Origin of the sequence: Jatrophihabitans cynanchi, assembly GCF_027247405.1 — a bacterium.
GTDB classification, from domain to species: domain Bacteria; phylum Actinomycetota; class Actinomycetes; order Mycobacteriales; family Jatrophihabitantaceae; genus Jatrophihabitans_B; species Jatrophihabitans_B cynanchi.
In genome coordinates this window covers 3282438-3304426 of sequence record NZ_CP097463.1, presented here as the reverse complement: position 1 = coordinate 3304426, position 21989 = coordinate 3282438, and the positions used below count along the sequence as shown (strand labels likewise).

Annotated in this window: 20 protein-coding genes and 1 pseudogene; 11 read left to right on the top strand and 10 right to left on the bottom strand. The window is 68.8% G+C overall.

What is annotated here, in order from left to right; genetic code table 11:
- Position 1 precedes the first annotated feature (1 nt).
- The 5 genes and pseudogenes from xseA to M6B22_RS16040 all read left to right on the top strand — a co-directional run bounded on the left by xseA (position 2) and on the right by M6B22_RS16040 (position 4626).
- Positions 2 to 1195 carry an exodeoxyribonuclease VII large subunit gene (gene xseA / locus M6B22_RS16060; protein WP_269442576.1) on the top strand — a complete coding sequence of 398 codons (1194 nt, stop codon included), beginning with the start codon at positions 2 to 4 and terminating at the stop codon, positions 1193 to 1195.
- A gap of 38 nt (positions 1196 to 1233) precedes the next feature.
- Complete coding sequence (locus M6B22_RS16055; RefSeq protein WP_269442575.1) at positions 1234 to 1455, top strand: exodeoxyribonuclease VII small subunit; 222 nt, start codon at positions 1234 to 1236, stop codon at positions 1453 to 1455.
- A gap of 150 nt (positions 1456 to 1605) precedes the next feature.
- Positions 1606 to 2649, top strand: a complete 1044-nt coding sequence (gene glpX / locus M6B22_RS16050) for a class II fructose-bisphosphatase (protein ID WP_269442574.1) — start codon at positions 1606 to 1608, stop codon at positions 2647 to 2649.
- Positions 2650 to 2662: 13 nt separating this feature from the next.
- Positions 2663 to 3037 (top strand): annotated as a pseudogene (locus M6B22_RS16045) (YbjQ family protein); the annotation flags it as partial.
- 230 nt (positions 3038 to 3267) lie between these two features.
- A complete protein-coding gene (locus M6B22_RS16040) occupies positions 3268 to 4626 on the top strand; it encodes a class II fumarate hydratase (RefSeq protein ID WP_407935722.1) in 1359 nt (452 codons plus the stop codon).
- A gap of 15 nt (positions 4627 to 4641) precedes the next feature.
- Here the strand turns inward: M6B22_RS16040 and M6B22_RS16035 are convergent, their stop codons facing one another.
- The 3 genes from M6B22_RS16035 to M6B22_RS16025 are packed head-to-tail and all read right to left on the bottom strand — an operon-like array spanning position 4642 to position 6655.
- A complete protein-coding gene (locus tag M6B22_RS16035; protein ID WP_269442571.1) occupies positions 4642 to 5385 on the bottom strand; it encodes a hypothetical protein in 744 nt (247 codons plus the stop codon).
- Complete coding sequence (locus M6B22_RS16030; RefSeq protein WP_269442570.1) at positions 5382 to 5924, bottom strand: signal peptidase I; 543 nt, start codon at positions 5922 to 5924, stop codon at positions 5382 to 5384. Before M6B22_RS16030 ends, M6B22_RS16035 begins: the two co-directional genes overlap by 4 nt.
- A complete protein-coding gene (locus tag M6B22_RS16025; protein WP_269442569.1) occupies positions 5921 to 6655 on the bottom strand; it encodes a SipW-dependent-type signal peptide-containing protein in 735 nt (244 codons plus the stop codon). The genes M6B22_RS16030 and M6B22_RS16025 overlap by 4 nt, the downstream gene beginning before the upstream one ends.
- A 177-nt stretch (positions 6656 to 6832) precedes the next feature.
- Between M6B22_RS16025 and M6B22_RS16020 the strand changes: the two genes are divergently transcribed.
- The 4 genes from M6B22_RS16020 (at position 6833) to M6B22_RS16005 (ending at position 10532) form a co-directional block, all read left to right on the top strand.
- Positions 6833 to 7585: a hypothetical protein gene (locus tag M6B22_RS16020; RefSeq protein ID WP_269442568.1), complete on the top strand. Its 753-nt coding sequence runs from the start codon at positions 6833 to 6835 to the stop codon at positions 7583 to 7585.
- 25 nt (positions 7586 to 7610) lie between these two features.
- Entirely contained in the window at positions 7611 to 8252 is a 642-nt protein-coding gene (locus M6B22_RS16015; RefSeq protein ID WP_269442567.1) for a signal peptidase I, read from the top strand.
- A gap of 164 nt (positions 8253 to 8416) precedes the next feature.
- Positions 8417 to 9883: a sensor histidine kinase gene (locus M6B22_RS16010; protein WP_269442566.1), complete on the top strand. Its 1467-nt coding sequence runs from the start codon at positions 8417 to 8419 to the stop codon at positions 9881 to 9883.
- A 1-nt stretch (position 9884) separates the two neighbouring features.
- On the top strand, positions 9885 to 10532 hold the full coding sequence (locus tag M6B22_RS16005) for a response regulator transcription factor (protein WP_269442565.1): 648 nt from the start codon (positions 9885 to 9887) through the stop codon (positions 10530 to 10532).
- A gap of 9 nt (positions 10533 to 10541) precedes the next feature.
- Here the strand turns inward: M6B22_RS16005 and M6B22_RS16000 are convergent, their stop codons facing one another.
- The 6 genes from M6B22_RS16000 to M6B22_RS15975 all read right to left on the bottom strand — a co-directional run bounded on the left by M6B22_RS16000 (position 10542) and on the right by M6B22_RS15975 (position 16870).
- Positions 10542 to 11126: a biotin transporter BioY gene (locus tag M6B22_RS16000; protein ID WP_269442564.1), complete on the bottom strand. Its 585-nt coding sequence runs from the start codon at positions 11124 to 11126 to the stop codon at positions 10542 to 10544.
- Between the two features lie 116 nt (positions 11127 to 11242).
- Positions 11243 to 12736, bottom strand: coding sequence for a DHA2 family efflux MFS transporter permease subunit (locus M6B22_RS15995; protein WP_269442563.1), 1494 nt, complete (start codon positions 12734 to 12736; stop codon positions 11243 to 11245).
- Complete coding sequence (locus M6B22_RS15990) at positions 12721 to 13281, bottom strand: PadR family transcriptional regulator (RefSeq protein WP_269442562.1); 561 nt, start codon at positions 13279 to 13281, stop codon at positions 12721 to 12723. Before M6B22_RS15990 ends, M6B22_RS15995 begins: the two co-directional genes overlap by 16 nt.
- Before the next feature lie 118 nt (positions 13282 to 13399).
- Complete coding sequence (locus M6B22_RS15985) at positions 13400 to 13681, bottom strand: hypothetical protein (RefSeq protein WP_269442561.1); 282 nt, start codon at positions 13679 to 13681, stop codon at positions 13400 to 13402.
- Positions 13682 to 13699: 18 nt separating this feature from the next.
- A complete protein-coding gene (locus M6B22_RS15980; protein ID WP_269442560.1) occupies positions 13700 to 16399 on the bottom strand; it encodes a bifunctional glycosyltransferase/CDP-glycerol:glycerophosphate glycerophosphotransferase in 2700 nt (899 codons plus the stop codon).
- A gap of 249 nt (positions 16400 to 16648) precedes the next feature.
- Positions 16649 to 16870 carry a hypothetical protein gene (locus M6B22_RS15975; RefSeq protein ID WP_269442559.1) on the bottom strand — a complete coding sequence of 74 codons (222 nt, stop codon included), beginning with the start codon at positions 16868 to 16870 and terminating at the stop codon, positions 16649 to 16651.
- Positions 16871 to 16941: 71 nt separating this feature from the next.
- Between M6B22_RS15975 and M6B22_RS15970 the strand changes: the two genes are divergently transcribed.
- Entirely contained in the window at positions 16942 to 18489 is a 1548-nt protein-coding gene (locus M6B22_RS15970; RefSeq protein WP_269442558.1) for a glycosyltransferase family 2 protein, read from the top strand.
- Between the two features lie 26 nt (positions 18490 to 18515).
- On the opposite strand, the gene M6B22_RS15965 is transcribed toward M6B22_RS15970, so the two are convergent.
- Positions 18516 to 20348 carry a glycosyltransferase 61 family protein gene (locus M6B22_RS15965; protein WP_269442557.1) on the bottom strand — a complete coding sequence of 611 codons (1833 nt, stop codon included), beginning with the start codon at positions 20346 to 20348 and terminating at the stop codon, positions 18516 to 18518.
- Between the two features lie 380 nt (positions 20349 to 20728).
- Here M6B22_RS15965 and M6B22_RS15960 point away from each other — a divergent pair, with 380 nt between their 5' ends.
- The gene (locus M6B22_RS15960; RefSeq protein WP_269442556.1) at positions 20729 to 21988 is read left to right on the top strand and encodes a nucleotide sugar dehydrogenase; all 1260 of its coding nucleotides are present in this window, start codon (positions 20729 to 20731) and stop codon (positions 21986 to 21988) included.
- Position 21989 lies beyond the last annotated feature (1 nt).

Sequence of the window (21989 nt, the reverse complement as noted above, 5' to 3'; positions counted from 1 at the left end):
CGTGCCCGCGCAGACCACGGCCGAATCGCCCTGGCCGGTGCGCGTCGTCGCGCTGAAGATCGGCGAGTGGGTCAACCGGCTGGGTGAGATCTGGGTCGACGGGCAGATCGCGCAGCTGACCCGCCGTCCCGGCATGCCCACCCAGTTCCTCACCCTGCGGGACCCGGACGCGAACATCTCGCTGTCGGTGACCTGCCCCCGGGGCGTGCTCGGCGACGAGGTCGCCGAGGGGTCACGGGTCGTGGTGCACGCGCGTCCGGACTTCTGGATCGAGCGCGGCACGCTGAGCCTGCGGGCGAGCGAGATCCGGCAGGTGGGGCTGGGCCAGCTGCTGGCCCGGCTGGAGCAGCTGCGCAAACTCCTGGCCGCCGAGGGGTTGTTCGCGGCCGACCGCAAGCGCCGGCTGCCGTTCCTGCCGCGCACCATCGGCCTGATCACGGGGCGGGCCAGCGCCGCCGAGCGGGACGTGGTCGAGAACGCCCGCCGCCGGCTGCCGGGGGCGCGCTTCCGCATCGAGAACGTCGCCACCCAGGGCCCGTCGGCCGTCACCGAGGTGGTCGAGGCGCTGCAGCGGCTGGACGCCGACAGCGCAGTCGACGTGATCGTGATCGCGCGCGGTGGCGGCAGCATCGAGGACCTGCTGCCGTTCAGCAACGAGACGCTGGTGCGGGCGGTGTCGGCGGCGCGCACCCCGGTCGTCAGCGCGATCGGGCACGAGAGCGACGTCCCATTGCTGGACCACGTGGCCGACTTCGCCGCGTCCACCCCGACCGACGCCGCCAAGCGGATCGTTCCCGACCTGGCCGACGAGCTGCGCGAGGTGGCCGGGCTGCGGCAGCGAGCGCGGGACTGCGTGCACCGGCGGCTGGAGCGCGAGCGCGAGCTGATGGCCGGGCTGCCCGAGCGGATGCGCCACACGGTGCGTGCCCGGGTGGGGCGCGAGCAGGCCGAGACCGAGCAGGGCCGCGAACGGATCCGCCGCCGGCTGCGCGGCCTGCTGGAGGCCGGCGGGGCCGACCTGGTGCACGTGCGGGCTCGGGTGCGCGCGCTGTCGCCGCAGGCGACGCTGGACCGCGGCTACGCCGTGGTGCAGCTCCCGGACGGGACGGTGCTGCGCGAGGCCTCCGCTGCGTCCGGCACGCTGCGCATCCGGGTCGCACGCGGCGAGTTCGAGGCCGTAGCCTCGGCGCAATGAGTGACAGCCTCGGCGCAATGAGTAACAGCCTCGGCGCAATGAGTGACGGCGTCAGCGCACAGAGCGAGCCGAGCTACGAGCAGGCCCGCGCCGAGCTGCGCGAGGTGGTGGCCAAGCTGGAGTCCGGCGGGCAGAGCCTGGAGGACTCGCTCGCCCTGTGGGAGCGCGGCGAGCAGCTGGCCGATATCTGCCAGAAGTGGCTGGATACCGCGAGCACCCGGCTCGACGCGGCCATCGAGCAGCACGACACGGACGCCTGATCCGCCCCTCCCCCGCGGGTTGTGCGTGTCGGCGTCCGGCACGTTGTCCTCGCTCCGCCGTATGCGGTGGGTGCGCGAGGACAACGTGAAACGGACCTCGAAGGCGCGGTCTGACAGGATGAGTCCCTGCCTGCCGAGAGGATCACGCCGATGACAGACGGACCCCCGCCGCACCCGCACGTTCCGCAGGAGCTCGCTGTCGCCAAGCAAGCCCCGGACCGCAACCTCGCGCTCGAACTGGTGCGGGTCACCGAGGCCGCGGCGATGGCGGCCGGGCGCTGGGTCGGGCGTGGGGACAAGATCGGCGGGGACGGGTCGGCCGTCGACGCGATGCGCGCGCTGATCGGCACCGTCTCGATGCGCGGCGTGGTCGTGATCGGCGAGGGCGAGAAGGACCACGCGCCGATGCTCTACAACGGCGAGGAGGTCGGCGACGGCACCGGGGCGCTGTGCGACGTCGCGGTCGACCCGATCGACGGCACCACGCTGATGGCCAAGGGGATGCCGGGCGCGATCGCCGTCATCGCGGTCGCCGAGCGCGGCACGATGTTCGACCCGTCCGCGGTGTTCTACATGGAGAAGATCGCGGCCGGCACGGAGGCCGCCGCGGTCATCGACATCACCGCCCCGACTGCCGAGAACATCCGTCGCGTCGCCAAGGCCAAGAACGGCCACAACGAGGACGTCACGGTCTGCATCCTGGACCGGCCGCGACACCAGGCGCTGGTCGACGAGGTCCGCGCGGCCGGTGCCCGCATCAAGTTCATCAGCGACGGCGACGTCGCGGGCGCGATCGCCGCGGCCCGCCCGGGCACCGGCGTGGACCTGCTGCTCGGCATCGGCGGCACCCCGGAGGGGATCATCGCGGCCGCCGCCCTGCGCTGCATGGGTGGCGCGATCCAGGCCAGGCTGTGGCCGCACGACGACGACGAGCGGCAGAAGGCGATCGACGCCGGCCACGACCTGGACCGGGTGCTGCTCACCGAGGACCTGGTCAGCGGCAACGACATCTTTTTCTGCGCAACCGGGATCACCGACGGTGACCTGTTGCGCGGCGTGCGGTACCTGGCCGATTCGGTGCAGACCGAGTCGATCGTGATGCGCTCGAAGTCGGGCACGATCCGACTCGTCGATTCGGTGCACCAGTTGGGCAAGTTGCGGGCATACTCTGCTGTCGACTTCGACCGCAACTGACAGGAGCACGCCGATGCTGGTGACCACGACCTTCGAACTGTCGGGGTGGCAGATCCAGCGCGTGTGCGGCGAGGTGTTCGGGCTGACCGTCCGGTCCCGCAACGTGTTCTCGCAGATGGGCGCCGGTTTCAAGTCGATGTTCGGCGGCGAACTGCAGGGCATGACCAAGAACCTGACCGACAGCCGCAACGAGGCCATGACCCGAATGCTGGAGGCGGCGCGCGCCAAGGGCGGCAACGCCGTGGTGGGGTTCCGCTTCGACACGTCCGAGCTGGGCGAGACGTGGAGCGAGATCTGCGCGTACGGCACCGCCGTGGTCGCCGTCCCGGTGGACGACGGGGCCCGGCAGACCGCGATGGAGCTCGGCTACGGCCAGCCGGGGCCTCCCCCGACGACACCGGACCCGGTGTTCCAGCAGCAGCCGCAGTACCAGCAGCCGCCGCAATACCAGCAGCCGCAGTACCCGCCAACCCAGGAGCAGTACCCACAGCAGCTGTAGCGGTGAGCAAGGCCACGGCGGGCGGAACCGAGCGCGTCACTAGGCTGAAGGCGCACCATCGCCGAGCCTGGGAGAGCGCCGTGACCGATCAGCAGGACTACCGCATCGAGACCGATTCGATGGGCGAAGTCCGGGTGCCCGCCGCGGCGAAATGGCGTGCGCAGACGCAGCGGGCGGTGGAGAACTTCCCGATCTCGGGGCAGCCGATCGAGCGCGAACTGATCGGCGCGCTCGCGTCCATCAAGGGCGCCTCGGCGGCGGTGCGGGCGGACGAGGGGCTGCTGGACGGCGCGAAGGCGGCGGCGATCCACGATGCGGCGGCCGAGGTCGCGCGCGGCGACTGGGACGCCGAGTTCCCGATCGACGTGTTCCAGACCGGGTCCGGCACCTCGTCCAACATGAATGCCAACGAGGTGCTCGCCACGCTGGCCGGCGAACGTCTCGGCGCGCCGGTGCACCCGAACGACGACGTCAACGACCCGTTCTCGTCGAACGACCAGTTCCCGGCGGCGATCCACATTGCTGCTACCCGGGCGATCACCGCCGAACTGATCCCGGCGCTCGAGCACCTGGCCGGCACGCTCGAGGCCAAGGCCGCCGAGTTCGCGACCGTCGTCAAGTCCGGGCGAACCCACCTGATGGACGCGACGCCGGTGACGCTCGGCCAGGAGTTCGGCGGGTACGCGGCCGCGGTCCGGTACGGGGTCGACCGGCTGCGTGACTCGCTCCCCCGCATCGGTGAGCTGCCGCTGGGTGGCACCGCGGTCGGCACCGGCATCAACGCGCCGGTGGGCCTTGCCGCCAAGGTGATCGCGAAGCTGGCCGCCGACCTGGGGCTGCCGCTCACCGAGGCGCGCAACCACTTCGAGGCGCAGGGTTCGCGCGACGCGCTGGTCGAGGCGAGCGGCGTGCTGCGCACCATCGCGGTCGGGCTGAACAAGATCAGCAACGACCTGCGCTGGATGGGTTCCGGGCCGCGCACCGGCCTGGCCGAGGTGTTCCTGCCTGATCTGCAGCCGGGCAGTTCGATCATGCCCGGCAAGGTGAACCCGGTGCTGTGCGAGGCGGTCTGCCAGGTCGTGGCGCAGGTGGTCGGCAACGACGCGGCGGTGGCCTTCGGCGGCGCGGCCGGCAACTTCGAGCTGAACGTGATGCTGCCGGTGATCGCGCGCAACGTGCTCGAGTCGATCCGGCTGCTCACCAACGTCTCGCGGGTGTTCGCCGACCGCTGCGTCGCCGGGATCGAGGCGAACGTGGAGCGCTGCAAGGAGTTCGCCGAGTCCTCGCCGTCGATCGTGACGCCGCTGAATCACTACGTCGGCTACGACGAGGCTGCCAAGATCGCCAAGCAGGCACTCAAGGAGCGCAAGACGATCCGTCAGGTCGTGATCGAGCGGGGCCACGTGCCGGACAAGATCAGCGAGGCCAAGCTGGACGAGGTGCTGGACGTCCTGTCGATGACGGCGCCGTCCGCCTGAACCGCGGCGCGGCCCTTACGCCCCGCGGCGGGTACCGCTGCGCCAGATGAGCACGCCGGCGAGCAGCAGTAGCGCGCCGCCGACCGTCAGCAGGCTGACCGAGGCGCCGGTGAGGGCGAGCGAATCCACGCCGTGACCGGACGCGCCGTGCGAGCTCCCCGGTCCCACGCTCACCCCGGCGATGCCGCTTGTCGCGGCGAGTTCGACCCGCAGCCGGAAGCCGAACGTGTCCGACTGGATCTCATTGCCCACGGCCGCCGGCAACGCCGCGGTGACCCGCAGCCAGCGCTGCTCGTGCGCGCCCAGCATCACCTGGGTGGCCGCGCCCCGCTGCAACTGGGCAACCGTTCCGGTCCACGCCGGGGCGAAGGTTCCCGATCGACTCGCCGACGTCGCCACCGTGAACACGACGGACGAGCCGAGGTCGCCGTCACCCACGCCGCAACTACGGTCGACCAGGGCTTCGCTGGGTGTGCACCCGTTGTCGTCGTCGTGCACGTCCAGCAGCTTCAGGCCCAGCGTGGTGTCGCCGCCGAAGCCGCTGCGCACGCCCAGTAGCGCGGATGTCGAGGTGCCCGGCGCGAGCCCGCCGACCTGGAACAGCGAACCGCCCGGGTGCGCGGTAAAGCCCTGCCCGGGCAACGAGACCTGCACCCGCCCGCCGGCTGCCGCGTCGGCGCTCGGCGGTAGCAGCACCCCGAGCACGAGGCAGCACAACGCGGCCGCGAACGCAGCGAATCCCCACCGCCGCCGGGTCATCGGGCTGCCCGCCGCTCACGCGCGTACGAGCCGAACTGGACGAGCGCGTAGCCGCCCAGCGCGAGCACTCCACCCACGACGATGGCCGGACGCGCCTCGGCGAGCCGTGCCCGCAGCGTACCGAGGTACGGGACGGCGAACCAGACTCGTCCTTGCACGGCGGCGGCGGGCACCGGCTCCGGATCAGCGGACGCGTTCGCGTCGCCCCGGAAGGTGAACGTGCGGTTCGTGCCGGATCCGTTAACCGCGACGACGCGGTGCGTGACGAGTGAGCCGGACTGCTCGCGGTAGGTGGCGATGTCCCCGACGTGCAGCGCGGCCGCGTCCACCGGACGCACCACCACGAGGTCACCCGTCGACAGGGCGGGCGTCATGCTGCCGCTGCGTACGGTCAGTGCAGCACCATGGACGAGGCGGGGCAGCAGCAACACGACGACGAGCGCGCCGAGGACGGCGACGCCAGCGACGACGGCCGCGCCACGCAGCACCCAGCGGCCGGCACCCAGACGGGTCGGCACCGTCGTGGCGTGCGCGCTCACGAATGTACCTGCGTCAGGTCGAAGCTCAGCTGCACGGTCAGCGAGTCGCCCTGTGCCGCGTTGTCCGCCGGCTCGTTCGTGCCTGGCGCTTCGTCACCCGGCCAGTCGGCAGTGACCGCGACGCACACGCCCTCTCCAGGTCCGAGTACCAGCCGGCCACCGTCGCGCTCGGCCACCGGCAGCTGCTGCGCCGACGCGGCAAGCATGGCCAGGTTTCCGCGCCCGGTCTCGGGCAGCGCGACGGCGGTGCCCTGCGACTGCACCGAGCAGGAAGCTGCTCCGAGCATCCGCGCGGCCGACACGCTCATCGTCAGCACCTTGGACAGGCTGCCGTGTTCGGGAACGCCGGAGACCGTGGTATCCGTGACCGTGCAGCCGGCGACTCCCGCGGCAAGTACCGCGCGCGCCTTGTCCCGGCTGGTGTCGCAGGGCGCCGCCGTGTCGACCAGATCGTGAAAGCGCAGCGACAGCGTGCCATCGATCGAGGACGTGCTGTCGTTGGCGGCGACCCACACCGCGCGCGTGCTGCGCCCGCCGGGCATCAGCCGGCCCAGGGACACCACAACCGAGCCCGATGCGCCGGGAGTCAGGTCGAGCTGGAGGGTGCCCGCGGCGGTCTGGTTCCCGGGCACGTCGCTGAAGTCGTTGAACGCGGCGGACGTCGAGCCGCCGACCCCCAGGCCGACGGCCGCGATCGCAGCGATCGCCCCCGATACGAGCCTGCGATCCACCTGAACAGGGTGCTCGGGACAGCGCGCCGGGCGCCTCGTCAATTCTGATGAGCTGCGAACCATCGATTCTGGCGATGCCGTAACGCCTTGCTCACGACGAGCCTAAGAGCTTGGCCACGTCCGTGGGGGTGGTGGCCAACCCACAGGAGGGGGTAACACATGCGAAAAGGAAAAGCCTTGCGCCTGGCCGGCTTCATCGGTGCGACGTGCGCCTCGGTCGCACTGGTCGCCACGGCCGTCGAGACCACCGGCGCGTACTTCACGAGTTCGAAGGACGGCAACATCACGGCCCAGGGCGGCCACCTGACGCTCAGCAACACATCGTCGATGAACCTGAACTTCCAGGACATGATGCCCGGAGCGAACCAGACCAAGCCGGTCAACTACGCGGTCTCGGTCAGCCCCGGGAACACCGTCGACCTCTGGCTGACGTTCGACACCACGAGCCGCGCCTACAACTTCTTTACCGGCGGTAAGTACGCCACCGGAGGCGGTCTGGACGCCAATACGTGCGTGAACCACGACACCACCGCCAACTGCGGCGGCCTGGGTCGTTACGGCTACTTCGCGGTGGCCGCCAACGACACTGGTGCGAACCCGGTGTTCCAGTCGGGGAACCTGTCCTTTGCGGACAGTACCAACACGCCGCACGTCGGCGCGTCGACGAGCAGCGAATGCGGGGTCAACGCCGATGGCGACGGTGGCAGTTCGCAGGTCGCGAGTAGCCCGTCGGACCACGCCGTGCCCTACTGCGGCGTTCCTGGTGCCATCTTGGTCGCCGCCAACCTTGGCAACGCCGCCTCCGGCAGCGTCAGCGTGACGTTCGGTATTGCCTCGATCGCTGGCAACAATGACCAGAACGCGTCGATCCTGCCGGCGAGCCCGCTTCCCTACCACCTGGTCGCGACGCAGCACGGACAGCGTCCCTGATCAGTAGGGCAACCGGTATCACTACATGAGTCTCGACGAGCAGCAGGTGGGGCAGGGCGACCTGTCCCACCTGCTGTCGTCGTTCGCGGAACCCGCAGCGCGGGCCCGGCGCCGCGCTCCCGGCGTACGGGTAGTCACCGCACGGCGCGTCGTGATCACCCTGATCACCCTGCTGGTACTGGGCGTTGTCGGTACCGCTGCGATGCTGTGGCACGAGGGCTATCGCGCCTACATCATCCACACAGGCTCGATGTCCCGAGAGTTGGTACCAGGCGACCTCGTCATCGATCGGCCTGCCAAGGGTCAGCTCAAACCTGGCGAGATCATCACCTTCCAGCACTCGCCGACCGACGAGGGCGGGCTGGTCACCCACCGGGTCGTCGAGGTCACCCAGTTCGGGATCCGCACCAAGGGTGACGCGAACGACTCCGCTGACGTCTGGACCATCAAACCGGGCTGGGTGCACGGCTCGGTCGAGTACCGCATCCCGTACGGCGGGTACGTCAGCTACTTCCTGCAGCAGCCGACGGGCATCGGAGCGTCGCTCGCCGCGCTGTTCGCGCTCATCTTCCTCTGGCGGATGTTCTTCCCGCCGGAGGAGGAGGACGAACAGGCGGAACCGCCGGCGCGCAGGCGCTCCCCTGCGCATGCCGCCTCTGCTGCCTGACCGGAGCTTTGTCCGGATAGGTACCGGACCGTCCCGCCACTTCTGCACGAAACACTCACACGCTATTGACGCGGGCTTCCCGAGCGATGATCATTCCGTCCGCGTACGTGCTACGTCGCATCCGGAACCACCGGGGCTCGAGCACGGCCGCGGGGGGAACGTTGGTGGGGACCATCGGGGGTATTCCGCAACGGCGCCGGGCTAGCCAGGGCACCGTTCTGTCGGGCGCGCTGACGCTCGGCGTCGCGCTCTGGTTGCTGTTCGTCGGCGCCTCGTCGCTGTCCTCGCACACCGCGCGCGAACAGTTGCCCGCGCTGGCGGTCAACCTGGCCTCCGGACTGTTCCTGGTCATCGGCGTGCTGCGCCTCGCATTCTGGCGGCTGACCGAAGCACCACAGGCCGCGCGCGGCGCGGTCGCCTTCCTCGTCCTCGGCACCGGGCTGCCGGCCGCCTCGCTCATCGGCCCGCTGCTGCACGAGCCCGCGGTACTGGCCGGCAGCGCGCCGAGCACCAGGATCCTGTTCCTCGTCGTGGTGTTCGCCCTGCTGCTGCCCGGCCCGCAGTGGCGCCGGGCGACCGGTGAGCGCCCGATCTCGGCGCGTTACCTGGTTGTCGTGAGCGCCGCCCTGGCCCTGGTCGCGACCGGCCTGCTCGCCGGACGGCTCTGGCTGCCGACCCACGACGCGCACCTGGCGGCGATCGCGATCGCGGTGGCGGCGATGGGGCTGTGGCTGCTGCTGGCCGTCCGCGAGTGCCTGTTGTCGAACCGGCACTGGATCACCGCGGCGTTGTGCCTGCTCGCGGCGGCCGAACTCGTCCGCGGGCTCGTCGCGATCGGTGCCCGCGCGGTGGTCGGTTTCGCCCCTGGACTCCAACTGGCCGCCGCCGCCGTTGTGGTCTGCGTCGCCACGGCCGAACTGCGCGACGCGCACCGCAACCAGGGCGAGCACTTCTCCGAGGCGGTCGCCGGCCTGCAGCGGCATCTCGCCGAACTCGAGCAGGTGCAGCAGCAGCGACTGCACGATGCGCGCACGGCCATGGTGGGCGTGCTCGGGGCTTCCGAACTGCTGTCCGAGCCCGGGCCGGACATCGACGCCGACCTGCTGCGGCGCCTGATCGCCGAGGAGCTGCAGCGGCTGTGCTCGGTCCTGGAGACCAGGACCGACGAGCCGCTCGAGCAGTTCGACCTCGCCGACGCACTCGGGCCGGTCGTGCTGATCCATCAGCTGGACGGCCGTGCGATCAGGGCCGAGCTCAGCTCGTTGCCGGTCATCGGCCGGCCGCTCGCCACCGCGACCGTCCTGGACAACCTGCTGCGCAACGCCTGCCTGCACGCGCCGGGTGCGGACGTCGTGATCCGGGCGAGCACGGACGGGCACGTCGCAACCGTCGTCGTCGAGGACAACGGCCCCGGCATCCCCGCGGCCGAGCGGCAGGACGTGCTGCGCTTCGGCGTTCGCGGGTCGTCGACGCACGCGCCGGGCGACGGGATCGGATTGCACGCCGCGTGGCAGGCGATGGCCGCGCAGGGCGGCGCATTACGCATCGGCGAGCGCGCCGGCGGCGGTACCCGCGTCAGCTTCTCGCTGCCGCAGGCGGTGCAGCCCGTCGTCCAGCGGCGGGCCAGCTGAGGTGCCGCGCGTCGCGATCGTCGAGGACCACCTGCTCCTCGCCGAGACGCTGCACGCCGCACTCGCCCGTACCGGTGTCGACGCGGTCCTGATCGCGCCGCGCGAGCCCGACGCGCTGCTGTCCGCCCTGCTGCAGGCCCAGCCCGACCTCGTCCTGCTCGATCTGGATCTCGACGGTTTCGGCGAGAGCACACCGCTGATCGCACCGCTCGCCGAGGCCGGCGTGCGGGTGCTCGTCATCACCGGCAGCAACGACCGGCTGCGGATCGCGGCGGCGCTCGAACAGGGCGCGCTCGGCTACCAGTCCAAGGCCGCCGGCTTCAACGCGTTGCTGCACAAGACCGCGCTCGCCCTCACCGCGATCGCGCCGCTGGACGCCGAACACCGGGTGGAGCTGCTGGACGAACTGACGCGCAGCCGCGCCGCCCGCGAGCGCGACCTCGCGCCGTACGCCACGCTCACCGCGCGCGAGGCGGACACGCTGCGCGCGCTGGCGCGGGGCTGGTCGGTGGCAGACATCGCGGCCAACTGGGTGGTGTCCGAGAACACCGTCCGCAGTCACGTGCGCGGGGTGCTGGCCAAGCTCGGCGCGCCGTCGCAGCTGGCCGCGGTGGCGGACGCGGTGCGCACCGGCTGGTTCGTCGGCTGAGCTGCTACCTCAGCGGCGCGCGAGCTTCCAGGCCGTCGGGAAGGCCAGTGCGGCAAGGCCGATCTTGATCGCATCGGTCGCGAGGAACGGGCGCACGCCGAGCTTGAACGCCTCGGCCGAACCGATGTGCAGATCGACGGCGAGCCACACCGTCCCGATCAGGTAGATCACCACGCTGCCGGCGACCATGAGCAGCACGGTGCTGACCACGTGCCGGTCGGCGCCCCGCTTGGCGAGCGCGCCGACCAGGCCCGCGGCCACGACGAAGCCGAGGATGTAGCCGAACGCCGGCCCGCCCCAGCCGTGCTCCTGGTTGGCGTACCAGGGCACGCCGACCATCCCGCCGAGCAGGTACAGCAGCATCGACAGCAGGCCGCGCACGCTGCCGAGCGCGGCGCCGACCACCAGCACCGACAGCGTCTGCAGCGTGAACGGGACCGGCGAGAGCGCGGTGTGGATGGACACCTGAGCGGCAAGCCCGGTCAGGCCGGCACCGCCGACGACGAGCGCGATGTCACGTACCAGCGCGCCCGGCACGAGGTCGGCGAGGACGAGACGGTCGAGGCGATGGGGGGCGACGGCAGCGGCGGACATCCACACTCCTATGCACGGCGAGGGGCTGGCTCCGGACGAATCCGGCGTAGCTGAACCCTAGCGAGTACCGCATCGGGACGGGACGTGCGGCCGCTCACACCACGGCAGTCACCGGGTCAGGCAGGCACCGGAGCAGGTTCGTCGGTCGCCGTCGGGGCACTGCGCAGGTGCTTCGGAGCGGCGTAGCAGAGCACCGCGACCAGGCCGATCAGCACGACCGCGGCCGGCAGCAAGAGCGATTGCGCCATCGCGGTGCTGAACCCCGCGTGCAGGATCCGCGGGAGCGTCCCGCCGCCCTCGGCGCTGACGGACGACCCCGCCGTGGCGGGCAGTTCGGCCGCGATCCGGGACTGCATCAGCACCGCGATCGCCGCGCTGCCGAGCACGGCTCCGACCTGCCTGGTGGTGTTGAAGATTCCGGCGCCCGCACCCGCCTGCTGCATCGGCAGGTTGCGCGTCGCGGTCGAACTGACCGGTGCCCAGATGAAGGCGTTCGCCAGGCCCAGCAAGGCGATGGGCAGCAGCAAGGTCCAGATCGCGGCGGCCGGCTCGAACTCGGCCGCGAGCCACACCAGCGAGATCGGCAGGAGCGTCAGCCCGATCCCGGCCAGGTAGCGCGGGTGCACCCGGTCGGACAGCCGTCCGAAGATCGGGGCGAACCCACCGGAGAACACCGCCATCGGCACCAGCAGCAGGGCCGATCGAGTGGCGCTGAGGCCCTCGACAGCCTGCGCGTACAGCATGATCGGCACCGCCATCGAGGTGACGGCGAAGCCGACCGCCGAGATCGCGATGTTCGACAGCGAGAAGTTGCGGTCGCGGAACAGGGCGAGCGGCACGAGCGGCTCGCCGCTGTTGTGCCGCTGCCAGTAGACGAAGCCGGCCAGCACCACCAGCCCGGCCGCGATCAGCAGCCAGATCCCGAGCGACCAGTTGTAGCTCTGCCCCTCCTGGATGCCGAACACCAGCAGGAACATGCCGGCCGCGCTCAGCCCCACGCCGATCCAGTCGAAGCGATGCGGATGGGTGTCCAGCGCGGGGACGAGCCGCCACGCCAGCACCATCGCGATGACGCCGACCGGAACGTTGATGAAGAAGATCCACTCCCAGCCGAGCCCGTCGACCAGGACGCCGCCGAGGATGGGCCCGACGAGCGTGGCCACGCCGGCGACCGCTCCCCACAACGCCATCGCCTGGCCACGCCGGTTGGACGGGAAGGTGCGGGTGATCACCGCCATCGTCTGCGGTGTCATCAGCGAGGCGCCCAGGCCCTGGAACACGCGCGCGGTGACGAGCATGCCGATCGAGCCGGTGAACCCGCACCACGCCGAACTTGCCGTGAACAGCACCAGCCCGATCAGGTACAGGTTCTTCGGGCCGTACCGGTCACCGAGCCGTCCGGTGATCAGCAGCGGCACCGCGTACGCGAGCAGGTACGCGCTGGTCACCCAGAGCACCCCGTTCACGTCGGTGTGCAGCCCCTCCATGATCGCGCGCACCGCGACGAACACGATCGTCGTGTCGACCAGGATCATGAAGAAGCCGAGGACGAGCGCCCAGAGCGCCGGCCACGGGTTCGGGTTCTCATCGAGGATCAGTTGGTCGGCCATGACAGGTCCTTGCTCTCGATTCGGTCGATGAGGTGCGCGAGCCAGTCACGCTCGGTGGTGTGCATCGCGCGCACGTAGTCGGCGGTGATCCAGTAGGCCTCGGGCACCTCGCGACTGCGGGCGGACGCGATCAGCGCTTCGACCTCGTCGATCAACTGCTGCAGTTGCGTGGCACGCGAGGTCAGCAGCTCGAGTACCTCGACACGGTCGATGTTGTGGGCCTCGCCGAGCGCGACGGGGAAGGCCGGGTACTCGTTCACCGGGCTGCCGATGAGTTCGGACAGCCGGCGGGTCAGCGCCTGCTGCCCGGCCGGGGTGATCGTGTACGTGGTCCGTTCCGGGCGGTTGCCCGCGCGTTCGGTGCGGGTCGCCTGCACCAGTTCGCCGGCCGCGAGCCGCTCGACCGTGTGGTACAGCGAGCCGGGCCGGACCTTGACGATGCGGTCCTGGTGCCGCTCGAGCAGTGTCTGGACCATCTCGTAGGGGTGCATCGGACGTTCGTTGAGCAGCGCCAGCACCGAGATCGCCAGCGGCGTCACCGACATCGCATGCCCCTTATGGATTAGTCCTCACCGATTAGTCCATGCGGAACAATAACGCAGCCCACGACCGGTCGCAACGCGCCGGAGAGTTCACCCAGCCGAACCGGACCCGCCGGGCGTGCTAGTTGCGGTGAAGTGCCGGCAGGACGAGTTCGGCGGTGCCCGCGGCGACGACGCGCACGGCCGCCCAGTGCGCGTCGTCCCAGAGAAGCGGGTTGAGCTCCCACAGGTCGACCAGCCGTCCGCTACCGAAGTACGCGCGGATATCGGCTGATTCCGGGTCATCGGTCCGATCGATCACCAGGTACGTCGCGCCGTACCACTGCAGCGCACAGTAGGCGACGCTCTCCAGCAGACGGCGCAGCTCGACCTCGTGCGCGTTGCCCGCGGGCTGGACCACCACCGGCACGACGCTACTGCGTCAAGCCCCCGCAACAACGCGACGACCGGACCGTAGCGCTGACCTGATGCGACGTAGGCGGGCGGGCGTCAGGATTCGGCGCGCTGCCCGCGTGCGAACCAACCGGTGCAGCCGGGACGGACCCGGAGAATGCCTCGGAGCCAACGCTTCGATCGCTGCTGTGGTCCGCTCACAGCAGCGGCCGTCGCGAGCCACGAAGGTCGAATCGATCCGCTGCTGGTACAGCGGCAGCGGCCGCTTACCAGCGGCGAGCGTGTGTTCGACCGCCGACACCGCTTCGGTCGCGGTCCGAGCCACCGGACCGAAACCGTCGCGCAGGTAGGAGAAGTAGCCCGGCCGGCCGACGTGTCCGCCTTCCAGCGCGCGTTCGGCATCGAACTGGAAGTAGACGACAGGCCGGTCGAGATACGCGGCGTTGAACGCCATCGACGAGTAGTCGGTGATCATGACAGCACACTGCGCGATCACGGCCTGCACGTCATTGCCGGCGAACGGTACTGCTTCGACGTGTGGGGGCAGGTCGAGTCGCGGCAGGGCAGGTTGAATGTTGGGGTGCGGCATGAAGGCGACCCGCAGCCCTGCGTGCTGCGCAAGCTCTCGCAGCGTGTCGTCACGCAGGAACGCGAGCCAGTTGCGTACGTAGTCGCTGTCGACGAAGTCGTCGCGCACCTCGCGGCGCTGCGACCCGACCGCAAGGGCCGGGTTCAGCCAGTCTCGCCAGGTCGGGCAGACCAGGATCAGGTCGCGCTGCGTCTCGTCGAAGCGAGCGCCGACCTCGCGCAGCCGGTCGAAGCGCGGCAGCCCCGTCATCTGCGCTTCCCGCGAGGTGTAGTCGTACGGCGTGTCGTCACCGGCGATGGATTCTTGTTCCTGCGGAGTGCTGGTGACGAACAGGTCGAACGCCTTGGGGTTCAGCCAGCGCGACAGGTCGTCCTTGATCACGCCGTGTTGGAGGAAGACGAACCTCCACTGCGGCTCGCGCATCCGGACGATCGCGCGCGGGCGGTGCACCGGCCGATCAGCATGCGAAGAGATGAGATTGGCGCAGTTGAGCATGAGCAGCTTCCACCGCAGGTTGCCGTGTGCCACCAGGCGATCGGCGTAACCGTCCTTCACCAGGCGGGTCCAGTCCGGCGTCCCGCGCTCCAGCGCGAACCACGCATTGATCTCTCGGCGGTTGTCGCGAAGGTGACGGAACAGCCGCTCAGCGTTGTCATCGGCGTCATGGATCCTGTCCATCAAGACCCATGCGTCGCGGTACTTGGCGCGCGATCGCACCAGTCGGGACATGGCCAGCGTCGCGCGGTCGCGAGCCGATAGCCGGCGGCTTCGATCGGTCTCGGACGGCTGGGCGCTGAACCACCGATCGAGCTGTCGCGGCCGAAGTGTTGTCACGTGGGGCGGTTCCCAGGTCGGTTCCAGGCGAAGCGGTCGGCCGTTCACGACCAACCGCAGCGTGCCGTTGTACGGCAGCCAGGCGATGCGTTCGCGCAGCAAGACCTGGCCGAAGTACTCGTGGGTCCGTACCTTGCCGGTCAGGTCCTCGACCTGCTCGCCGCGGAAGAACACCCTCTCGCTCGGCCGGCCACCGACAAATCGGTAGGCGACGCGCACGAGTTGGCGGTGCAGGTCGCGCTTGTCTGCCACCGCGTACGGCGTCACCCACGACTCTGCCTTGAGCCCGTGCAGCAGGATGTCGCGCCAGACGCGGTCGAACCGCGATATCCGGTAGCTGTTGATCACCTCCGGATCAAGACGCTTGGCGATCTCGCCCAGCAGTCGAACGAACTCTTGGCCGACCGCCCCGCGAGCCGCGGTATTCGACGAGATCTTCAGATCGGAGATGAAGTAGTGCGAGAGCTCGTAGAGGATGAAGTTCTGCAGCCACTCGGGCGCCCCGCCCTCACACGTGGCGCCACGGTCCAGCAGGTCCAGGTACCCGTACCTGGGCACGTCGGTGAATCTGCGTGGGTCGCTCAGGCCGCGCTGCAGCGTCGAGGTCCCCTCCACGCGCTTGCGATATAGGTACTTCGCGTTGCCGGCGAAACCCACCAGCCAGTTGTCCGCCACCAGCAGGTACCGCGAACAGAAGTGCCCGTCTTCGAAGTTGGGCCGGATGCGGGTGTCGAAGCGGAGATTGTGCCGCTCGATCAACTCGGTACGAAAGAACGCCGCTGGCGCACTGCCGTGGAAGTAGGCCGGGAATCTAGCCAGGTCAACCACATGATCACCGGGCGCGAACATGCGGCGCAGCGGGTGAGAGTCCGACAGTTGGTCGACGCTGCTGCTGAAGAAGATCCGGTTCGTGCCGACCATCGCCACATGCTCGTTGGCATCGATCAGGGTATCGACAACGGCGAGGTAATCATGGGCCAGGACATCGTCAGGGTCGGGCATGGTGATCCACTCGCCGCGCGCGTGGTCCAGGCCCAGATTGCGGGCTGAACCCTGGCCTCCGTTCTCCTTCGTCAGAACCCGGACGAGTTCGGGCCGGCGCTGCTCCCAGTCTTTCAGTACGCGAAGCGAGTCGTCGGTGGACCCGTCGTCTACGGCGATGACCTCGACGCGATCCAGGCCGAAGGATTGGCCTTCTATCGAGGCGATGAACTCATCCAGGTACGGAGCGACGTTGTAGACCGCCGCGATGATGCTTAACCGTGGGCGTTTGCCCGGCGAACCGGGTAAATCCTCCTGCGGCAACTGCCCGTTCCTGCCTCTCCAGATTCACAGCTCGTGCGTCGCCCAATTCTAGCGTGCTGTCGCATCTGGGGGACTCGGGTGGATTGCCGCTCTCAGCTCGGCGGCAGTCAGATTCCAAGGCATCGTATGGAACCCGCGCGGCGCTGCCCCGTCCGCCACTCCCCGAGCAGGGGTCAGGCATGGTGGGCAATCTAGGCTGTGTACGTACGGCCTACTGCGGATGTGAAGGGCGAGCATGAACTGGCTCGATCACGTGTCAGCGTTTCGCGACGCGCCCGTCAATGAGGCGCGGGTGCGATCTACATGATGCCCCGTCAGGCGATACCCGAGATGACCCGGCTGCGCCATGATCTGCTGCGCATGACTGACCGCGCTGTGGGGGCAGAAGCCGAGGTGGCCGGTCTTACCAAGCGGCTCGAGGCCTGCCAGGCCGAGCGCGATCGATTGGCCAAGCAGCTCCAGGCAGTCCATAGGTCGACGACGTGGCGAGTGGGGCACGCCGTGCTCCTGCCCGCAGCCCTCGTCCGTAGGCGTCTACGGCGGTGATCCACCCGCGTCCCCGCTTTTCGATCCTCCTTTCCGGCGCCCACCCCGACACCATCGCTTCGGTGTTCGGCCAGACCTTCGAGGACTGGGAGTTGCTGCTGATCGGGTCGGTCGGCGAGTCCGATCCTGCCGTCGCCGCGCGCATTCGGATGTTCGACACCACCGGTGATCACACGACCGCGGTCAATCGTGCCGTTGCCGCCGCGGCGGGCGACTTCTTGTTGATCTTGCACCCCGGTGATTCGCTGGACCCAGATGCGTTGCGGCGGCTCGTCCGCGCAGCGACGGACGGCGTCGACGTGCTCTATCTGGACGAGACCGTCGGCCCCGATGCCGGACCAACCTCGAGAGCGGAGGTAATCCGCAAGCCGGACTGGTCACCCGAACGGCTGCGCCATTACAACTACATCGGCCCGGCCGTCGCGCTGCGAACCGCCCTCGTCCAGGACGCCGGCGGGCACCGCGTCGGCTTCGGCGAGGCAGCCGATTACGACCTGCTGCTGCGCATCAGTGAGCGTGCCGGTCAGATAGTCCACGTACCGACGGCGCAGTTCCGTCGCGCGGCGGACCGGCAAGCCGAACCCGAAGCGGCCGCGCGACGCGCGGTCCAGGACCACCTTGACCGTCTCGGCGTAGCCGCCACGGCGGAGGCCGGCTCCGATCCGCGCTTCGGGCGCATCGTCCGACGGCTGGATCCGAGTCGGCTCATCAGCATCGTCATCCCGACGGCGGGCCAGGTCGGGACCGTCGAAGGTGCGCCGCGCACCTTCGTGATCGAGGCAGTGCGAAGCGCGCTGGCGAGAACGCACCATCAACGCGTCGAGGTCATCGTCGTTCATGACATGGCTACGCCCGCGGACACGATCAGCGAACTCCACGACATCGGCGGTAACCGACTCGTCACACTCGAATACGACAAGCCGTTCAATTTCAGCGAGAAGTGCAACCTCGGTTTCTTGAAGTCGCAGGGGGACTTCGTTGTGCTGCTCAACGACGACACCGAGGTCGTCTCCGACGACTGGCTCGAGGCGCTGGTGGCCCCGCTCGAGGAGGCAGACGTCGGTCTGACCGGGGCGAAGCTGCTGTATGAGGACGGGTCGATCCAGCACGGCGGCCATCTCTATGCGTCAGGGTCTCGCCCGCCCCACCCGCTACACGCCTACCGCTGGTGGCCGGACGGCACCGGCCTGTTCGGCGACCTGATCATCAACCGAGAATGCTCGGGTGTCACAGCTGCCTGCGCCGCGCTCAGGCGGGACGTTTACGAGCAGATCGGCGGCTTGAGCGAGATCGTCCCGGTCAATTTCAACGACGTCGATCTCTCCCTGAAGGTCCGTCACGTCGGACGGCGTGTCCTCTGGATTGCCGATTGCGTCGTGAAGCACTTCGAGTCGAAGTCTCGGGTGCAATCCAAGGCGCGAGATTTCGAGATCGAGTTCCTGGAGCGCCGTTGGCCCGATAGCTTCGTTCGCGACCGCTACGCACCATGGTTGTCCTACAAGGAAACAGTGCGGCCGCACGCGTACAAGCGTTGGGAGCGGTGAGCGCATCCGATTGCTGATGCGCCAGTTCAACCCAGCTCAGACAGCGCACGGTCGAGACGTTCCCGTAGGAATCGGCCGTCGCGTTCGAAGTCAAACGTGTACGCGGACCCGAACGCCGCTTTGCTCCATGAGCCGACCGGGTGCGGCAGCTCGGCCCGGCACCAGGTTGAAATGATGTGATGGCCGCGGATCGCTGCGATCATGTGCTCGTTGCGAGCGGTGTACGTGTCCGGCCCGATCGTGAAGACCGTTTTCGGCTGGTCGCAGAACGCGAGCTGGAACAGTGCGCTGCCCGCGAAGCCACCGATGATCTCCGCGCTGCGAAACACTTGGATCTGGTCCGCGAACGACATGGTCTCCGGTGCAACGACGTCGAACCCGTACTTGACGAACAGCTCCTCGACCTCGGCGGAGTTCCGGCACAGTCGCTTGAGCTCGCGCGGCCGGGTGCAGAAGACCCGGCGGGATGCTCCAGCTTCCGGGGCGATCCCGTGCGTCAACGCGGCGGCCAACCGATCCCAGATCTGGCTGATGTCCGGATGTACGTAGTCGTAACTCGAGAACATCGAGGTAGCCGAGTAAAGACGCTCGGGACGACAAGGGCGCTCGAACGCAACCACGTCGTCGGGCTCGATCCCCATAGCGGCAAAGATCTCGCGTGCGTATGACGTGAGCTGCTTCGGTTCGCGATCGTGCTTGAACGTGGTCAGCACCTTGATTCCCGGATCGTGCCGGCGCGCTTCGTCCCACCCCCAGAGGCGACCGACGACCTCGGTCGTGAAGTGACCGAACTCGTCCGGCCATTCCGAGTCCAGGTGGTACCAGGACCCGGGCAGCTCGTCGGGCATCGAGACGTCGCGACGGACGTAGCCGAACCGCGGGGCCGACTCCTCCACGTAGATGTTCGTAAGTCGCGGCGACATGTGATGGCGGAACGAGTCAGGAAACAGGAAGTCGCCGCGCGTCACAACCTGGCCGCGCGAACAGATCGGCTGCTCGTACAGCCGAAGCGCGATCTTGGGCGAGGTCATGACAGTCCGGAAATACGGGTCGCTGCCGAGGTTGTGCGCAAAGGATCCGTTTGCAATGAGGGACGCGGCGGGACGTGACGCGATCTCGCGGCCGATCCCGGGCAGCCGGCACAGGACCTCATCAGTCTCGGCTTCGGTGAGCTTCGACTGCGTCCGAAAGCCGTTGGTGATCAACATCATCTTGCTCTCGACGTGCACCTCGGCGAGGTGCCGACCGAGCCCACGGACGTCACGGTAAGTCGGCTCGTCCTGCGCCTCGGTCGAGAAGTCCCTCATGCGCGCGGACTGCGCGGCGGAGACGAGGGTCCACAGGTCGCGGAACGGTACTCCGGGGGGCAGATCCTCGTTCGGGACGAGAACCGGCCCGACCGGGCCGGATCGGGTGTCATCGGGTGCGGCGGGGATCACGCGTGGCGTGAGGTAGGCGCCGCCCAGCCCAAGGTGCATGAAGAGCCGGTGGAAGAGATCCACCTGCTGCTGCGCATCCATATCCGCTGTTTGGAGTACCACGTCGAACGGGCCCGTGGCGCTCAGTAGCGCGTGCGCCATCGACTCATCGTCGCCGAGGCGAACAGCGTGCACGGTCCGCCCGGGCCAGGTTTCGCTGACGACGCCAAGGAGCGTGTCGGCCTGCGGTCCGCCGGCAATGAGAATCTTCCCAGCCGGGTTGCGGCACACCACCTGCGCCGTCAACTCGAAAAATGCGCGGAGCGGACGAGTGTCGCCCCAGTCCGTGGCTCTCGCGCGTCGCCATAATCGCGCAAGGTCAGATCGTCCGACGCAGTCCGAGCCGACCGCGTTCGACAGTCCCGATACGACCTTGTCCACGGACATGATTCAACACGAGTCGCGCGGGCCCCATCCCGACCGTGGCCCCGCCTGCCAGAGTTGGTCGGGCGCTCCGCCTCAGGCCAGCGCACCATCAGCGTACGTTCGACGTGGAGCGAGTCCCGCCGCGAGCGGGATCACTGCATCGGCCCACGTGTCAGCGCCCGAGCGATCAGGCCGCCCCGACACCATCACCCGCACAGTAGCTCCAGCCAGCATCGCGCTCCACGAATGGCGCTGCTGAACGCTCGATCGGGGCACGCGCGGAAGTCTTGCGGGCGGCCAGGGCGGCACCCGGCGGCTTCGCTGCGGGGTGGCTGGCTGTCAGTCGATGTGTCTGTGCAGAGTACGTTTGCCGGGCACCTTTGAGGAGGAGATGCATGAGCTTTGATGCGGTAGTCATCGGCCTTGGTTATGTCGGACTGCCACTTGCTGAGGCCGCGAGCGGACGAGGCTTGCGGATCGCCGGACTTGACGTGGATCCGGCCATTGTCGCTGGGCTCGCCGCGGGTCGTTCGCATGTCGACGACCTCTCGGACGAAACCGTTCGTCAGATGCTGGCGCGAGGTTTCTCACCCGGCACGGACGAAGCCGTCATCGCAGCCAGTGAGGTCGCCGTAATCTGCGTGCCGACCCCACTGTCCAAAGACGGCGGCCCGGATCTCGGTGCAGTACGCGCGGCGGTAGCGGCGGTGGGCCGCAACCTACGAGCGGGCATGCTCGTGATCCTCGAGTCGACGACATATCCAGGCACGACCGAGGAAGTGGTCGCGCCGACGCTTGAGGAGCTGTCCGGGCTCCGTGCCGGCGAGGATTTTGCCCTCGCGTTCTCGCCCGAGCGAATCGATCCCGGCAACCCTCACTGGGGAATGACCAACACGCCGAAGGTCGTCGGCGGACTGACGTCCGCCTGCGGCGATCGCGCAGCGCAGTTCTACGAGCGCTTCGTGGACCGCATAGTTCGGGCCAAAGGCACGCGCGAGGCCGAGACGGCAAAGCTGCTGGAGAACACGTATCGGCACATCAACATCGCCTTGGTCAACGAGATGGCCAGGTTCTGCCACGAACTCGGAATCGACCTGTGGAACGTCATCGAAATGGCGTCGTCCAAGCCGTTCGGCTTCCAGCCGTTCTATCCCGGCCCTGGTGTTGGCGGGCACTGCATTCCGATCGACCCCAACTACCTCTCGCATCGCATCCGATCTCAACTCGGGTATCCCTTCCGGTTCGTCGAGTTGGCGCAGGAGATCAACGCGACAATGCCGGCTTACGTCGCCGGCCGCGCCCAGCGAATCCTGAATGACGCAGGCAAGGCCACCAAGGGCGCGTCGGTACTGCTGCTGGGAGTGACCTACAAGGCCGACATTGCAGACGAGCGCGAGTCCCCAGCGGTGCCGCTCGGACGGCAACTCGCGGCGCTCGGCGCCACGCTGTCCTATCACGACCCGCACATCTTCGATTGGAAGGTTGCGGCCGAGCGCGTGCCCGACGAGAGTTTGCCCGGCGCGGTCGCCGAGGCCGACCTGGTGATCCTTGTGCAGAACCATTCCGTATATGACATAGCTGCACTCGTAGCGATGTCCCGCCACTTCTTCGACACCCGAGGAGTGGCTCGGGATCCGAAGGCACACCGCCTATGAG

Bases quoted from the DNA above. Each gene is read 5' to 3' on its own strand.
- M6B22_RS16055 (WP_269442575.1), top strand. From the start codon at position 1,234: ATGAGTGACGGCGTCAGCGCACAGAGCGAGCCGAGCTACGAGCAGGCC.
- glpX (WP_269442574.1), top strand. From the start codon at position 1,606: ATGACAGACGGACCCCCGCCGCACCCGCACGTTCCGCAGGAGCTCGCT.
- M6B22_RS16040 (WP_407935722.1), top strand. From the start codon at position 3,268: ATGGGCGAAGTCCGGGTGCCCGCCGCGGCGAAATGGCGTGCGCAGACG.
- M6B22_RS16035 (WP_269442571.1), bottom strand. From the start codon at position 5,385: ATGACCCGGCGGCGGTGGGGATTCGCTGCGTTCGCGGCCGCGTTGTGC.
- M6B22_RS16015 (WP_269442567.1), top strand. From the start codon at position 7,611: ATGAGTCTCGACGAGCAGCAGGTGGGGCAGGGCGACCTGTCCCACCTG.
- M6B22_RS16000 (WP_269442564.1), bottom strand. From the start codon at position 11,126: ATGTCCGCCGCTGCCGTCGCCCCCCATCGCCTCGACCGTCTCGTCCTC.
- M6B22_RS15995 (WP_269442563.1), bottom strand. From the start codon at position 12,736: ATGGCCGACCAACTGATCCTCGATGAGAACCCGAACCCGTGGCCGGCG.
- M6B22_RS15990 (WP_269442562.1), bottom strand. From the start codon at position 13,281: ATGTCGGTGACGCCGCTGGCGATCTCGGTGCTGGCGCTGCTCAACGAA.
- M6B22_RS15975 (WP_269442559.1), bottom strand. From the start codon at position 16,870: ATGGACTGCCTGGAGCTGCTTGGCCAATCGATCGCGCTCGGCCTGGCA.
- M6B22_RS15960 (WP_269442556.1), top strand. From the start codon at position 20,729: ATGAGCTTTGATGCGGTAGTCATCGGCCTTGGTTATGTCGGACTGCCA.